Origin of the sequence: Brevibacterium sp. CCUG 69071 (assembly GCF_021023135.1) — a bacterium.
Lineage (GTDB): Bacteria > Actinomycetota > Actinomycetes > Actinomycetales > Brevibacteriaceae > Brevibacterium.
Genome location: NZ_PGFV01000003.1, coordinates 91,600 through 106,436 on the forward strand (window position 1 = coordinate 91,600; position 14,837 = coordinate 106,436).

Annotated in this window: 8 protein-coding genes; 4 read left to right on the top strand and 4 right to left on the bottom strand. The window is 63.7% G+C overall.

What is annotated here, in order from left to right:
• The first annotated feature begins 26 nt into the window (after positions 1 to 26).
• The 3 genes from CV023_RS09640 to CV023_RS09650 all read left to right on the top strand — a co-directional run bounded on the left by CV023_RS09640 (position 27) and on the right by CV023_RS09650 (position 5,700).
• The gene (locus tag CV023_RS09640) at positions 27 to 2,114 is read left to right on the top strand and encodes a hydantoinase/oxoprolinase family protein (RefSeq protein ID WP_230745291.1); all 2,088 of its coding nucleotides are present in this window, start codon (positions 27 to 29) and stop codon (positions 2,112 to 2,114) included.
• Between the two features lie 10 nt (positions 2,115 to 2,124).
• Complete coding sequence (locus tag CV023_RS09645) at positions 2,125 to 4,101, top strand: hydantoinase B/oxoprolinase family protein (protein WP_230745292.1); 1,977 nt, start codon at positions 2,125 to 2,127, stop codon at positions 4,099 to 4,101.
• Positions 4,102 to 4,638: 537 nt separating this feature from the next.
• Positions 4,639 to 5,700 (top strand): VanZ family protein, encoded by a 1,062-nt coding sequence (locus CV023_RS09650; protein ID WP_230745293.1) that lies wholly within the window; start codon positions 4,639 to 4,641, stop codon positions 5,698 to 5,700.
• Between the two features lie 42 nt (positions 5,701 to 5,742).
• Here CV023_RS09650 and CV023_RS09655 read toward each other — a convergent pair whose 3' ends face one another.
• The 3 genes from CV023_RS09655 to CV023_RS09665 form a co-directional block, all read right to left on the bottom strand.
• A complete protein-coding gene (locus CV023_RS09655; RefSeq protein ID WP_230745294.1) occupies positions 5,743 to 7,296 on the bottom strand; it encodes a PepSY-associated TM helix domain-containing protein in 1,554 nt (517 codons plus the stop codon).
• 100 nt (positions 7,297 to 7,396) lie between these two features.
• Positions 7,397 to 8,074 carry a hypothetical protein gene (locus CV023_RS09660; RefSeq protein WP_230745295.1) on the bottom strand — a complete coding sequence of 226 codons (678 nt, stop codon included), beginning with the start codon at positions 8,072 to 8,074 and terminating at the stop codon, positions 7,397 to 7,399.
• Between the two features lie 106 nt (positions 8,075 to 8,180).
• A complete protein-coding gene (locus CV023_RS09665; RefSeq protein WP_230745296.1) occupies positions 8,181 to 11,711 on the bottom strand; it encodes a DEAD/DEAH box helicase in 3,531 nt (1,176 codons plus the stop codon).
• A 122-nt stretch (positions 11,712 to 11,833) separates the two neighbouring features.
• Between CV023_RS09665 and CV023_RS09670 the strand changes: the two genes are divergently transcribed.
• On the top strand, positions 11,834 to 13,141 hold the full coding sequence (locus CV023_RS09670) for an Nramp family divalent metal transporter (protein ID WP_269067297.1): 1,308 nt from the start codon (positions 11,834 to 11,836) through the stop codon (positions 13,139 to 13,141).
• 219 nt (positions 13,142 to 13,360) lie between these two features.
• Here CV023_RS09670 and CV023_RS09675 read toward each other — a convergent pair whose 3' ends face one another.
• The gene (locus CV023_RS09675; protein WP_230745297.1) at positions 13,361 to 14,803 is read right to left on the bottom strand and encodes an APC family permease; all 1,443 of its coding nucleotides are present in this window, start codon (positions 14,801 to 14,803) and stop codon (positions 13,361 to 13,363) included.
• Positions 14,804 to 14,837 lie beyond the last annotated feature (34 nt).

Here is a 14,837-nt window from a genome sequence, read left to right on the forward strand (position 1 = left end):
CAGTCCACACAATCGAAGGAGATCTCGTGGCCAATCTGCGCGTCGCCGTCGACGTCGGCGGTACTTTCACCGACATCTGCATTTTCGACGAATCCACCCAATCCATGCGAGTAACCAAGGTTCCCTCTACCCCAGACAATCCTATGACCGCTGTCCTGAACGGGGTCAGACGAGCGAATATCGATCTCACCGATGTCGAGCTCTTCTCACACGGAACCACCGTTGCCACCAATGCCCTCATCACTCGTAATTTCCCCAAAGCAGCCATGGTGACCACCGAAGGATTTCGAGATGTCATCGAAATCCGCGACGGCACGAAAGATGATCTCTGGGACGCCTATTCCGATGTTTCCGGACCATACATCCGTCGCCGCGACCGTTTTGAAGTTCTCGAGAGAATCGACTTCTCCGGCAATGTGATCACTCCCCTCGACGAAGATGCAGCGCGAGACCTAGGTCGACTGCTGCGCAAACGGAAAGTCGACACCGTGGCCGTCTGCTTCATCAACTCGTACGCAAACGCCGCTCATGAGAATCGGATGCGTGCGATCCTCGCCGAGGAATTGCCCGACGCCAGCATCTCCACGTCGGCAGAGATCCTCCCGGAGATCTTCGAACACAATCGTTTCAACACCACCGTCGCCAATGCGGTCCTCGGACCACTGGTTTCCGGTTATGTGGAGAAGCTCGACAAGAGCCTCACCGACGACGGATACTCCGGCGAACTGCTGCTCCTCCACTCGGGAGGCGGCTCGATGACCTCTGAGGTCGTCAAGAGATTCCCGGTTCGACTGGCTGCCTCCGGCATCGCTGCGGGTGCGATCGCCGCACAACACGTTGCCGAACAGTGTGGGTTCGCAAATGCCGTCGGGCTCGACATGGGAGGCACTTCGACCGACATCTCTCTCGTCGCCGACGGGGAGCTGAGAGAAACCAACGAATGGCAGGTCGAATACGGCCATCCCATCGTCTTCCCCAGCATCGAGGTTCTCACCATCGGGGCCGGCGGGGGTTCATTGGCCCACATCGATATTGCCGGCTCTCTGCGGAACGGCCCGCAGTCGGCCGGCGCCGATCCCGGCCCCGCTTGCTATCGCCTGGGTGGAACTGAGCCGACAAATACCGATGCCAACCTTTGGCTCGGCCGGCTCGGCACCGACTTGGCCGATGGTGAGATGACCCTCGACCGGGCGAGTTCGAAATCGGCTATCGAGAAGACGATCGCTGCGCCGCTCGAGCTCGATGTTGACGAAGCTGCAGACTCCATCATCAAGGTCGCGAATGCAAACATGGCCGACGCCGTCCGCCTGGTCTCCATTCGCCGCGGCCTCGACCCTCGGGACTTCGCCCTCATCGCCTTCGGCGGAGCAGGTGCGCTGCACGGCGCGGATGTCGCAAAAGAACTCGGCATCCCCAGTGTGATCGTGCCGCCCAGCCCCGGTGTCACCTCGGCGTTGGGCTGTCTCCTCGTGGACATTCAGCACGATCTCTCACAGATGTACACGGGAGCGGCCGACACCGCCGATTCCGGAGCAGTTGAAGAGCACTTCCGCGAGCTCGAACTAGAGGGCCGGAACAGGCTCCGGTATGAAAAGGTCGCCGAAGACGACTCGGTCTTCCAGCGCGGAATCTCCATGCGCTACCAGGGTCAGTGGCGGTCACTGCAGGTGAAGATGGGCGACGGCCCGAACGCTCTCGCCGAGGCGGTTCAGCTCTTCCACGAGGAGCACGAAAAGCAGTACGCGTTCCGACAGGACGACACTCCGGTCGAAATCTACCAACTGCATCTCAAGGCACTCGGAAAGACTCCGAAACCGAGCTTCAAACCCTCTCCTGTGAGTTCCGCCGACCCGGGAGACCCTATTGAGATCCGGGATGCCTACTTCGGCGGCACCTGGCATCGCACTCCGGTCTACCAGAGGGAGAATCTGCCCTCCGGCGCCGCCTTCATCGGGCCGGCCATTCTCAATCAGATCGATTCGACAACGGTGATCCCGCCCGATGCGTCGGCGGTCATCGACGAATGGTTCAACATCAGAATCACTCTGGCTTCCGACACCGCCAGTCGCGCTGCCGAGACCGCTGTCAGCGGCTCAACGCAGAGCGCACAATGAGGAGCGACAAATGACTACGACAACACCGTCAGCAAAGACTTCGACGCTCGACCCTGTTACCTTCGAGGTCCTCAAGAACGCCTTCGCCACCAGCGTCGACCTGATGAGCGAACAGATCCTGCGCACCTGCTATTCGTTCGTCATCTACTCGCGTGACTTCTCATCAGCACTGTGTGACAAATTCGGCAACACGGTGATGCAGGGCAGTGCAGACATCGCAGTCCACGTCGGCACCCTTCATTTCCAATGCAAGGCCGTGATGGAGGAGTTCGGCGAGGACATCAATCCGGGAGACGTCTTCCTCATCAACGACCCTTACCGAGGTGGCACCCACTTCAACGACGTCAGCTTCGTCCGCCCGATCTTCTCCGAGGACGAGATCATCGGCTTCGCGCAGAACAAGGGTCATTGGGCCGATATCGGCGGTTCTGTGCCTGGGTCGTTCGATGTCTCTGCGTCCGAACACTTCGGCGAAGGGCTGCGGATCACCCCCTTGCGGGTCTGGCACAAGGGACGATTCCTTCACGATGTGGCTCAGCTCCTCGTGTCGAACACGCGTGCCCCCGATCAGGCGCTCGGCGACCTCAACGCTCAAGCCGAGGCCACAGCAGTCTGTGAGCGTGAAGTCCTGAGACTCGTCGACAAGTATTCGAAGGACACCGTTCTTGCCGCAATGCAGGAGACTCAGGACTATGTGTGTCGCACAGTTCTCGCGAGCCTCGGTGACCTTCCTCGAGGCGAGTGGGAGACTGTCGACTATCTCGACGGGGATCCGGCGAAGGGTGAGGGGCTCGCTCCCATCCGAGTCAAGCTCACCCTCGACGGGGCAGGTATCCACTACGACCTCACCGGATCCGCCGAGGCGGTCTCCACATTCCTCAATTCCGGGTACGGCACGACGTTTTCGGCGATCTACGCCGGGACCAAGACCTTTTTCCCCGAGGTGCCACTCAACTCTGGTTTCTACCAAGCAGTCACGGCAGAGATCGGCGAGGAAGGAACCGTCGTCAATGCAGGGTGGCCACATGCGGTCACCGGATTCTGTTCGGGTCCGTATGAGAAGGTGATGAACGCGATCTTCGAGCTGTGGTCGCACATCATGCCAGAGCGAGCCATGGCCTGCGCATTCAACCTTGAATACCTTCTCGTCGGCGGGCACGACGCGCGAGTGAAGTCGAGTCCCTACTTCATGTGGTACGACTGGATGGCCGGCGGCTGGGGAGGGCGGTCGACGAAGGACGGCTCGTCGGCAACGTCTCCGGTCTTCGGCACTGGACTTGCCGTTCAGCCGGTCGAAGGCCAGGAACGCCTAACACCCGTCATCACGACTCAGCATTCCATCAACAAGGATTCGGGCGGTCCTGGTCGCTTCCGCGGAGGCTGCGGAGTCAACAAGGGCGGAATCCTGACAGACGCGGCGGGCGCGGTGATGAGCTACTGCTGCGACCGCGGCCGATCGACGACGTGGGGAATCAACGGCGGCCTGCCCTCCATCCCACACGGAGTCTGGCTGAATCCGTCCTCCGAGGATCGGAAGTATCTGGGCGCCACCTTCTCCAACGTCTCTATCAGCCCAGGCGACACTTTCGAACGCCCGAGCGCCGGCGGAGGAGGCTTCGGTGATCCCCTCGAGAGGACCACCGAGGAAGTCCTCGATGACGTCATCGACGGCTACGTCTCGCTCGACCGCGCGGCGAAGGACTATGGAGTCGTCATCAACGAGATCGATGCAGAACTCGACGAATACGAAATCGATGAGGCGGCGACTAAGACGCTTCGAACTCAAATTCGCGCCGAACGCGTGACATGGCTCGAAGCCGATCCTGCCGAGGTCGCTCAGCGCTATCGCGACGGAGAGATCACCGTTCACGATGTCGTGCGGCAACATGGCGTCGTCCTCGATTGGGGCACCGGGGAGCTGCTCGAGAAATCGACCGGACAGTTCCGTGAAAGTATGCAAACACGCTCCGTCATGCACTGGAAGTGATCGGACCTACCAGTTGGGCGATGAGCGCGTAGCCTGACGCGTGCATCGCCCAACCAGTACGTTCTTTCGACTGACGGTCACAGCCAATAAGGGTGAGTTCGAACGCAGATTGCCGTTCGCCCAAAATGACGAATCGACAATCCACCGACGAGGAGAACCTCACTTCGCCAGGTTAAAAGGCTAGTAGGAGTGCGGCTATCTGCTGGATAGAAGTTCGGCGGATTGCTGGATTCGCGGTATCCGACAGGCAATAAATCAACAGATCGGCGATCGACTCATCGATGCAGCTGTCATCAACACCGGCCCCGGCGCCTATCGCCGTCGGCGCCCCGATACGGGCTCTGCTCGAGAAATCCTGGTTCGGAGCCACGCTCGAGATGAGCGCCCTACGGAGACACGGCGATCCGCGGCAGCATCATCGTCGCGCCCACCGGCGAGGTGCTCGCGGGCCCGGTCTATGCAAAAGAGATGGTTCTCTGCGCCGACATCGATGACGGTTGCGTGCAGGTACTGACAGATCCTCATAGGATGGCAGGAATGAGCAGCTTCGTCGTTCCCGCCTTCGTGGCCGTCTTCGTCGGCTGCGGCATCGCCGTGCTCGCGTTCGTGCCGTTCGTCGCGATCAGCTATCGCCGCCGAGGCGGTCTGACGTTCGGGCGCACGCTGATGTGGCTGGCGGCCGCCATCTACGCCATGGCGCTGTGGACGTACACTCTGTTGCCGGTCCCTTCGGCCGACGAGGTCACCTGCGCGGCGGTGCAGCTGCGGCCCTTCCAGTTCGTCGCCGACATCCTCAGCTTCGACGTCGGCAGTGTGCGCAGCCTGATGACCAACCCTGCGGTACTGCAGGTAGCCCTCAACGTCATCCTCTTCGCTCCGCTCGGCTGGTTCGTCAGGCAGCTCGCCGGTCGGGGAATCGTCGTGGCGACGATGACTGGGCTGGCCACCTCGGCGCTCATCGAGTTCACTCAGCTCACCGGTATCTGGGGGATCTACCCGTGCGCCTACCGGGTCTTCGACGTCGACGACCTCATCATGAACACCTTCGGCGCGATCCTCGGCTCCCTGGCGAGCCTGCTCCTCCTCCACCGGCGCAGCGGCCTACAGGAAGCCGATGCCCCACGCCCGCTCACGGTGCCTCGCCGACTCACCGGCATCCTCTGCGACCTGCTCATCTGGGGACTGTTCAGCTGGACGGTCGCCCTCGCCTTCGGCATCGTCGAGGCCGTCCTCGGTGACGGCAGGATCACCGAGCCGGGGCCGTTCGTATCGCTCCTCGGCTTCGCCCTGCCCTTCGCCGCGCAGCTGCTCTCGGTTCTCAGCCGGGGTGTGACCATCGGCGAACGGATCGTGCTCATCACCGCCGTGCAGGTGCGACGCCCCGTGCCGGTCGGTCGGATCCTGCGGTTCCTCTTCGGCATCGGCGGGTACATGCTGCTGTCCCAGTGGACGTTCCCGCTCTCCGGTCTGCTCCTATCCCTCCTCGTCGCGGTCTCCGCCGTCATGGTGTTCACGACCCGCCGCCACCGCGGCCTGGCATGCGTGGTCTCAGGCACAGAGATCGACGATGCCAGGTCGACGGAAGCAGCGGTCGGCTAGACAGGTCCGGCGTACAGGCGAGTCACGGTCGTACCCGACCGCCTACGTCCTCACTCCCCGTCGTCGTGCCCTCAGCGCCAGAAGCGCGTCGACGAGGACGAAGGCGATGAGGCTGAGCCCGACGAGCGGCAGCAGCACACCGACCGCCACCGCACCGACGATGACGGACGCGACACCCCACCAAGGTGCACCGGACAGGACTCCGCGGGCGGGGGCGATACCGAACCTCCTCGACGGGTCGTGCTTCGGGCGGCGCTGCCACCACATCACGTAGCCCCACACGACCATCGCCGCGATCGCGATGGCGACGAGGAACATGACGATCTGATTGGCCAGCCCGAACATCGTGCCCATGTGGATGTCGACGCCCCATCGAGCGAGCTTCGAGACGAGCCCGTAGTCGGAGAAGTCGACCCGATCGGTGACCTCCATGGTGTTCGGGTCGAACGCCACGGCATCGACCTGAGTCGGATAGCTGCGCTGGATCTCCTGGACCACCCATGCCTGGTGGGCGTCCTCGGGCGGCAGGATCTCCACCTGCGCGGAATCGATATTGATCTGCCGCCCCATGGACAGCATCATGTCGAAATCGCCTGGATCGACGGCCGGCCCATCGGCTCCGGTCGTATCGGCTCCGGTCGCGGAGCCGGCATCGTCGGCTTCGGTCGAATCACCCGCACCTTGGTGGTGCGCGTGCTCACCGGCCCCGGAAGCCCCGTCCGACTCCGCCAGGTCGGTCGACACCGCCGGTGCCGTCCAGTCGAGAGCCTCGCGCAACTTGGTGACATTGTCTCCGCCCAGCTGTGACCAGGTGATTCCCGTCGCGGACAGGAACAGCATCCCGATCCCGACCCACACACCGACCGAGGCGTGCCAGGACAGGGTACGGCGCAGTCCCTTGTGTCGTGTCGTCGGATGCAGCAGCGCTGCCTTCCGTCGCGCCTTGACGAACCTGATCACCCACAGGCCCAATCCGGCGGCGGCGATGATGCCCAACCAGGAGGCCGCGAGTTCGCTGTAGTAGCGACCGACATCACCGAGGTGCAGCGCCCGGTGCAGCTGGTCGATCCAGGTTCGCAGCGGCAGGGATCCCGAGGTTCCGTACACGGTGAGATCCCCTGTCACCTCGGCGGTGGCGGGTTTGACGAAGACCGCCCGGGATTCGCTCTCCCCGAGCTCGGGGTCGGCATACATCACCCGGGTCGTGGCTCCGGGTTCGGGGGCGGGCCGGACTGCGCTGATCGTGTGACCAGGCCCGATGTAGTCATCGGCGGCGCTGACCTGATCGGCCAATGGCAGGGTCTCCGCCGCAGGTGGGACGGAGAGCTCATCGGCATAGACGAGCTTCTCCAGCTGCGGACTGAGTGCGTAGAGAGCCCCACTGAGCGCGGCGACGAGGATGAACGGTCCGACGAAGATTCCGGCGTAGAAGTGCAGGCGACGCAGAAACTGGCCGAACCAGCCGCGCTTGGCAGTGGGTGAGGTGGAGTCACGTCCCGGCGAGGCGGAGTCGTGACTCGGTGGTGCGGAACTGAGCCCCGGTTTCTCGGAGTCGTTGCTCCGACTTTCGGGCAGGGGTGATGAGTGAATGGTCATGCTCAAGCTTTCTGTGAAGAGTGCTCGCCGCCGCGAGAAGTCGGTCAGCTGAGCACGCGCCAGCGGGAATCCGCTGACGCTGAGGTCAAAGATGAAGAAGTCAGAAAGCTGTCACGGGAGGTCCGCGCGTCAGCACCGGCGAACGCAGCACGCCGAGGTGGCGCGGCAGGACGTCGACAACGCCGAGGTGGCGCATCGGTCGGCTCGGAACCGGGATCGGCCGTACCGGGCTCGGCAGCAGCGCGCGGACGACGAGTCGGACGAAGCTGCCGATCCGCTCCGGTAGCACCTCCGACCAATAGATCATGGCGATGGTGAGAACGGCTGCGACGAGGTGGGCTGCAAGCATGGCCGGCGAAGTGTGCGAGTGGGCCGCCATGGCATCGGCGCCCGAGCTCGACATCGACCCGGACATTCCGGACATCGCACCGTGCGCTCCTGCCATGGACCCGGGCATCGACGCGGCTCCGCCGTGGTGCATTGCGTGACGTTCCACCGCGTTCGTCGGACCGGCGGCTCCGGCCATCGGCGTGAAGACGGAGAAGAGGAGGTGGAACAGTGACTGGCTGGCCACCACCGACAGTGACAGTCTGGGCAGCGACAGCCTCCGGCCGGCGAGCAGGACACAGACGAGCGTCGAGAGAACGAGCGGCACAAGTACACCCATCAGTGTGGGCAGTGCCCCGCCGCCGATGACGTGTGAGGTCAGGGCCACGAAGGTGGCGAAGCCGGCGGCTGCACTGCCGCGCCGGGCCCGTCGCCCTCTCGCCTGAGTCATCACGTCCACCATTGTCACACGGAGGTCTGCCCTCAACCGGCCGGTCGCCGTTCGACCGACCGAGGAGCCCTGCCCTTCGGACAGCCCCCTACCCCTGGAACAGCCTCTACTCCTCGAGCAGCCCTCTGATGTCGGCGGCGGAGATCACCTCGTTGAAGGCGCTGCCGTTGTCCATGAGCGCGGTGAACAGTTCGGCCTTCTTCGCCTGCAGGGCCAGCACCTTCTCCTCGATCGTGTTCTCCGCGACGAGCCGGTAGACCATGACGTTGCGGGTCTGCCCGATCCGATGTGTCCGGTCGATCGCCTGGGATTCTGCGGCGGGGTTCCACCACGGGTCGAGGAGGAACACGTAGTCCGCCTCGGTCAGGGTCAGCCCGAAGCCGCCGGCCTTGAGGCTGATGAGGAACACCGGAGCCCGCCCTTCACGGAAGGACTCGATGACTCTCGTCCGGTCCTTCGTCGACCCGTCGAGGTAGACATAGTCGATTCCAACCTCCTCGAGTTCGGCGGCGACCGCCCGCAGGTAGCTCGTGAACTGGCTGAACACGAGCGCCCGGTGGTCTTCGGCGGTGATTTCGCTCAGGTATTCCATGAGCACGTGCAGCTTGCTCGATCCGATTCCCGAATCGGCGTGCTCGGCGACGATGCCGGGGTCGAGGGCGAGCATTCGCAGCAGCGTCAGCGAGCGGAAGATCGCGAAGCGGTTCTTCTCGAAATCGCCGAGGAGGCCGAGGACCTGTTTGCGTTCACGCTGGAGGACCGTGTCATAAAGCCTGCGGTGCGCCGGTTCGAGCTCGACGGAGAGCACCTGCTCCTGCTTCTCCGGCAGGTCGGCGGCCACGAGGTCCTTCGTCCGCCGCAGCATGAATGGCCGCAGTCTCGAGCGCAGCCGCGTCATCCGCTCCGGATCCTCCCCCGATTCGATCGGCCGGACGTAGTCCTCGCGGAACGCCTTCGCATTCGGGAACAGTCCCGGCGCCGTGATCGCCGCGAGCGACCACACATCGGTGAGCGAATTCTCCATCGGCGTGCCCGTGATCGCCAGGCGGAACGGGGCCGTGAGCCGTCTGGCCGCGCGGTGCGTCTTCGCCTGGTGGTTCTTCATGAACTGCGCCTCGTCGAAGATCACTCCCGCCCAGCCGAGTCCCGCGAATTCCTCGATGTCCAACCGCATCACCGCATACGAGGTGATGACGACATCGGCGCCGGCCACCGCCTCGGCGACGGGGACCTTACTCTTCTTCGTCGTCGCCGACACCGCGGTGACCGTGAGGTGCGGGGTGAACTTCCTGGCCTCGAGTACCCAGTTCGCGACCACCGAGGTGGGCGCGACAACGAGGAACGGCGGGAGCCCATCTGCTGCACTCTCACCGGCTCCCGCTCGCGGCCCCTTGACTGGACCGGCGACGACAGACCCGGCCGCTCCCCCAGCGGTCTTCCGCCTGGTCCGGTCGTGGTCGATGAGAGCGAGCGTCTGCAGAGTCTTGCCCAGGCCCATGTCATCGGCGAGGATCCCGCCGAGGTTGTGCTCGAGCAGGAACGCCAACCACCGGAATCCCTCGACCTGGTAGGGCCGCAGCTCCGCCTGCACGGTCTCGGGCACGGCCGCCTCGGCGATGGAGTCCAGCTGCCTGAGCCCATCCATCAGCCCGGCCCATCGCGGATCCTCGGCGACGTCGTCGGCGAGGTCTTCGAACTCGTCGTACAGGGCGGTCTGGTAGCGGCTGATCTGGGGCTTCTCCGGTGAGAACCCGTCGAGCGAGGCCGCCTCGGCGAGAAGTTCACGCAGTCGGTCGAAGGCGGGATCGTCGAGGGAGAAGTACGATCCGTCCTCGAGCAGCAGGTGGCTCTCCTCGGTGGCCAAGGCCCTGAACAGGTCGACGAAGGGGATCTCGTGGCCGTCGATGCTCACGTCGATGCCGAGGTCGAACCAGTCGGAGCCGTCGGCGCCTTCGGTCCGGATCGAGATCGCAGGTTCGGCCTCGAGCTCACGGAACTCGGGGGCGGCATCCGGGTCGCTGATGCTCACCGCGACCTCCTCGAGTGCTTCGAGCTGCGGGAGGATGCGGGTGGAGAAGGTCGCCACGTCGATGCCGGTCAGAGTCGCAGAAGCCGTTCTGGCGGCGGTCGGGTCGATCCCATGCACGCGCGCCAGGGCGGCCCGTTCGAACTTCGAATCACGCCCCTGGCTCGGCTCTGCGAACTCGCTGTGGTGGCCGACCAGCGGGTAGGTCCGCTTCGGCGAGAAGTAGGTCCACGACCATTCGAGTCGGAGGCTTCCGCCGGGCTGTCGGCCGGCCGTCTGGCCGCGTCCCGCCGCGGTCCGACGACCTTCCTTCTCCTTGCTGCCGGCGGTCTGTCCGGCATAGCTGAGCTGCAGGTTCAGCTGCGGAGGGCGTTCCACGGGCAGCTCGACCGAGCCGTCGCTGCTGATGATCGAGTCCGTGCCTCCGCGGCCGGCGGGCGGGCGCAGCAGCGGCAGGATCCGTTTGAAGAAGTTCTCGTGGGCTTCGGCGGGGATCTCCGTCGCCGAGGTGGTCGCCAGCAACGACCGCTGCCCCGGGCTGAGCTTTGAACTCAGCGGGGCGAGCGTGATCGTGGCCTTCGACTGTCCCGTCAGAGTCAGCGAGTAGACGCCATCGGAACCGAGCGGGCGCACCGTCTCCAGCGGGACAGTCCGGCCCTCGTGCGCCACTTCGGGGGCGAGGTTGAGCTCACCTCCTGTGCGAGTGATGTCGATGCGGAACGACGCGGACTCGGCGAGGCGCACGTCGATCTGCTTATCGGTGCTGATCAGCAGGATGTGGGCATCGTTCGCCTGGGCAAGCAGAGTCCACAGGAAGGGTGAGGAGAAGTCGTCGAGGATGATCGTCGCCGAGGAGTTCGAGTACCCGCGATAGCCGATCGCATCGTCGAGAGTGGCCAGGCGGAAGAACCACTCGAACTGTTCGGGATCAAAACGGGCGGAATTCATCCGAGTGGAGAACCAGTGCCAGCCGGACTGTCCCTTGATCCAATTGTCCTTCGACCCGGGTACGAGGGGGCGGATGTGCAGCTCCGGTTCGACCTCCTCGGCGAGTTCAGAGACTTTGAGCCTGCCGGGAGCCTTGGACCGGAAGTAGCGGCGATTCTGCGGACGGTGGAGCTCGAAGCCGAGCGCCAGCGGGGTTTCGGGTGCGGTCGCGCGCGGACGGGAGACTTCGACGATCCGGTCGAGGCGCTTCCTCCACTCCGGGGTCGGTGCCAGTCTGCCCGAGGATCGGATGCTGGGGAATCGGCGCGGGGCCGCGACGTCCTGTCCGTGTGCTTCAGCGCTCCGTGGACGCTCGCGTGCATCGTCATCGAAGACACGTGCATTGTTGAACAGCAGCAGCGCCACGCAGTGCTTGCAGCTGCGACCGACCGGGCAGGAGCAATGGGCACCGGCGACCTCACCCAGCCCCTCGCCCTCATTGTCATCGAAGACGACGCTGACGTTGTAGAGGCCGCTCGATCCGACGACGTCGCCGACGAGCTCCTGCCCATCACTCGACCACACGGCACGGAGGACGCGACCCTGATTGAGATAAGCCTGCCCCCGCGCGAACGCCGCCTCGCCGGCGAGGTCGAGGAGCACCTCGGTCGGCACCACGCTCATCGCTCGATCCATTGCCTCAGCTTCTCATGCCCCACTGACATGGCGAACCGCGCGGCCGACTCATGTCAGCGCCAGCATGTAGAGTGAAACACAGACCGTGACCGACATCACTGATCACGAGGATGGTTGCCGTGAGCGCAGATCAGACACCACCTGAAAACCCGAGCGGCATCGACGCCGCCGACACGCACGATGACGGGCCGCCGCCCAGATGGAGGCTGCTGGGTCCCGGCCTCGTGGTCGCCGCCACCGGCATCGGCGCCGGAGACCTCGTGGCGACCCTCGTCGCCGGTTCGAAGTTCGGCTATGCCCTGCTCTGGGCGGTCATCGCCGGAGTGGTGATCAAGATCTTCCTCGTCGAGGGTGCAGGCCGGTGGTCGCTGGCGACCGGGCATTCGATCTTCGAGGGCTGGCGCAGGCTGGGCCGGTGGACGTCGATCTACTTCGGTCCCTACATCATGATCTGGGGCTTCGTCTACGGTGCCACGGCGATGTCCGCCTCGGCGCTGCCGATCTACACCGTCTTCCCGCAGATCCCCTTCATCGTCTATGCGATCTTCTCCGGTCTCGTCGGCGCGGCTCTCGTCTGGATCGGGAAGTACCACGCCATCGAGAAGCTCGTCGCTGTCTTCGTCGGGCTGATGTTCCTCACCGTCGTCGGCTCGGCGGCCTTCGCGGCACCGAATGTCCTCGATGCGGTCAAAGGCCTTGTTCCGCTCATCCCCGAGGGCGGTGTCATCAACACCCTGAGCATCGCCGGCGGCGTCGGCGGCACGATCACGCTGGCTGCCTACGGCTATTGGCTCAAGGAGAAGGGCTGGTATCAGCCGAAGTGGATGCGGGTGATGCGCATCGACAACACGGTCGCCTATATCATCTCCGGTGTCTTCGTCATCTCGATGCTCATCATCGGCGCCGAGCTGCTGTACTCGGCGAACATCGCCATCGAATCCGGCGATGAAGGCCTCGTCGAACTCTCCGGGGTACTCGCCGACCGCTACGGCGGCTTCGTCGGCAACCTCTTCCTCCTCGGCTTCTGGGCGGCCTCGTTCTCCTCCGTCCTCGGCGTGTGGAACGGCGTGTCCATCATGTTCGCGGACTTCTGGGGCCGGGTGCGCAAGAAGGACGAGGACCACCCCGATCGTCGCTCGGGCGGCAAGTACTACAAGTTCTACGTGCTCTGGCTGACGTTCCCGCCGATGCTGCTCCTGCTGATCGGCAAACCGGTGAGCATCATCATCGCCTACGGGGTGTTGGGCTCGTTCTTCATGCCGTTCCTCGCGATCACGCTTCTGCTGCTCCTCAACGGTCGGCACATGCCCGAGAAGTGGCGCAACGGCTGGCTGCTCAACGTCATCCTCGGGGTGATCGCCGCGCTCTTCCTCGTCCTCGGCATCAACGAACTCATCGGAGCGTTCTCCCCGGGGTGATCTGCGGAGCGAGGCAGCCGGTGAGCCTCGACAGGTCGGCACCCCGGGTGATCGTGCTGAGAGCCGACGCTTCAGGGGTACCGATACGTCGGCACCGATACCTCGATCCCTCACTCTGCGTGCAGGAGGCCAGTCTGCAGACAGGTGTGCTGCACGCAGAGTGAGGGATCAGTGTACGCGGTGAGCCGAGGTTGTCCCGCGTTGCGACTCCGGCGGAACTCAGTTCGCATTCGAGGGCTCTTCGGCCACACCCCTGCGATCTCGTCCGATAAGCCAGCCCACGATGAGTGCGACGAAAGGAATCGCAGCGAGACCAGCACTCAATTGGACACTGCCACCTGTGACCAGAGTGAAATTCGAGAGAACCAGGCCCATGCCAGCCAGAAGCCCCACGGAAGCAAGAATCGGGATGAGAATCGTCCGCCATCTCCGACCGGCTCGAGCCGCCGAATTGCGGACGAAGAAGACGATCACCGCGATCGAAGTCGACAGCATGAGAACAGTCATTCCAACAGTCGCGACTCCAGCCATCGAACCGAAGACACCCACCAGCGGATCCACTCGGAAGATGGCGAAGACCGCAACGAGGATGAGAGCCGTACCTGTCTGAACCAGCGAGGACACCGATGGTGAGTGATGCTTCGGATGCACCGCAGCAAGAGGTTTGGGCAGGATCCTCATGCCGCCAAGAACGAACTGGTAGCGAGCGATCACGTTGTGGAACGACAGAACACAAGCGAAGAGACTGGTGAGAAGCAGAACATTGACTATGTCGCGACCGACATGGCCCAACTGATCGTTCGTCGTGTCGAGTAGCATGTTCGCTTCACCATCCAGGGTCCGTTGCGCCACTTCGGCGATTGAGTCAGGGCCGATAGCCACGACGAACGCCCAGCAGGTAAAGGCGTAGAACCCGCCGATGATGAGCACGGCTATGTAGGTGGCGCGAGGAACCGTGCGCTCCGGCGAGCGTGCCTCATTGCGGAAGACAGCGGTCGATTCAAATCCGATGAATCCAGTGAGCGCAAAGAGGATGGCGACGCCGATGGCACCGTCAAGAAATGTGTCTGGGGCAAATGACTCGACCGTGATCCCGGCCGGTCCGGGGTTGATGAGAATGGCGAAGTCCAAGACGAGGACGATCCCGATCTCTGCCACGAGTGCAACCCCGAGAACCTTTGCACTGAGGTCGATATGACGGTATCCGAGGAATGCGACGATCGCCAGAGTGAACAGGGCATAGATGGGCCACGGGATTGAAGGACCACCGTAGAAGCGCACGGTGTCATCGATCGCCCATCCGATGTAGCCATAGATGCCGACTTGGATTGCCGTGTACGAGACAAGCGCCACGACCGCGATTCCCATTCCGGCCCGCTTGCCGAGTCCCAGTGTGACATAGGAGAAGAAGGCCCCGGCTTCACGAACGTGAGGGGTCATCGTGACGAATCCGACGGAGAAGAGGAGCAGTATCAACGCCGCGATGAGGAATCCGACGGGAGCACCCGCCCCGTTGCCGAGTCCGATACCCAACGGCATATTGCCGCCGATGACCGTCAATGGTGCTGCCGCGGCAACTACCATGAAGACGATGCCCGTAGTTCCCAGCCGACCCGTCAGCTGCGCCGGTTGGTGAGTGTTCTTCGAATCGGTGTTTCCCATGGCGACCTCCTTGATGCTCAATGGTTGATTCGAT

Bases quoted from the DNA above. Each gene is read 5' to 3' on its own strand.
- CV023_RS09660 (WP_230745295.1), bottom strand. From the start codon at position 8,074: ATGACTCAGGCGAGAGGGCGACGGGCCCGGCGCGGCAGTGCAGCCGCC.
- CV023_RS09655 (WP_230745294.1), bottom strand. From the start codon at position 7,296: ATGACCATTCACTCATCACCCCTGCCCGAAAGTCGGAGCAACGACTCC.
- CV023_RS09665 (WP_230745296.1), bottom strand. From the start codon at position 11,711: ATGAGCGTGGTGCCGACCGAGGTGCTCCTCGACCTCGCCGGCGAGGCG.
- CV023_RS09675 (WP_230745297.1), bottom strand. From the start codon at position 14,803: ATGGGAAACACCGATTCGAAGAACACTCACCAACCGGCGCAGCTGACG.
- CV023_RS09650 (WP_230745293.1), top strand. From the start codon at position 4,639: ATGAGCAGCTTCGTCGTTCCCGCCTTCGTGGCCGTCTTCGTCGGCTGC.
- CV023_RS09670 (WP_269067297.1), top strand. From the start codon at position 11,834: ATGGTTGCCGTGAGCGCAGATCAGACACCACCTGAAAACCCGAGCGGC.
- CV023_RS09645 (WP_230745292.1), top strand. From the start codon at position 2,125: ATGACTACGACAACACCGTCAGCAAAGACTTCGACGCTCGACCCTGTT.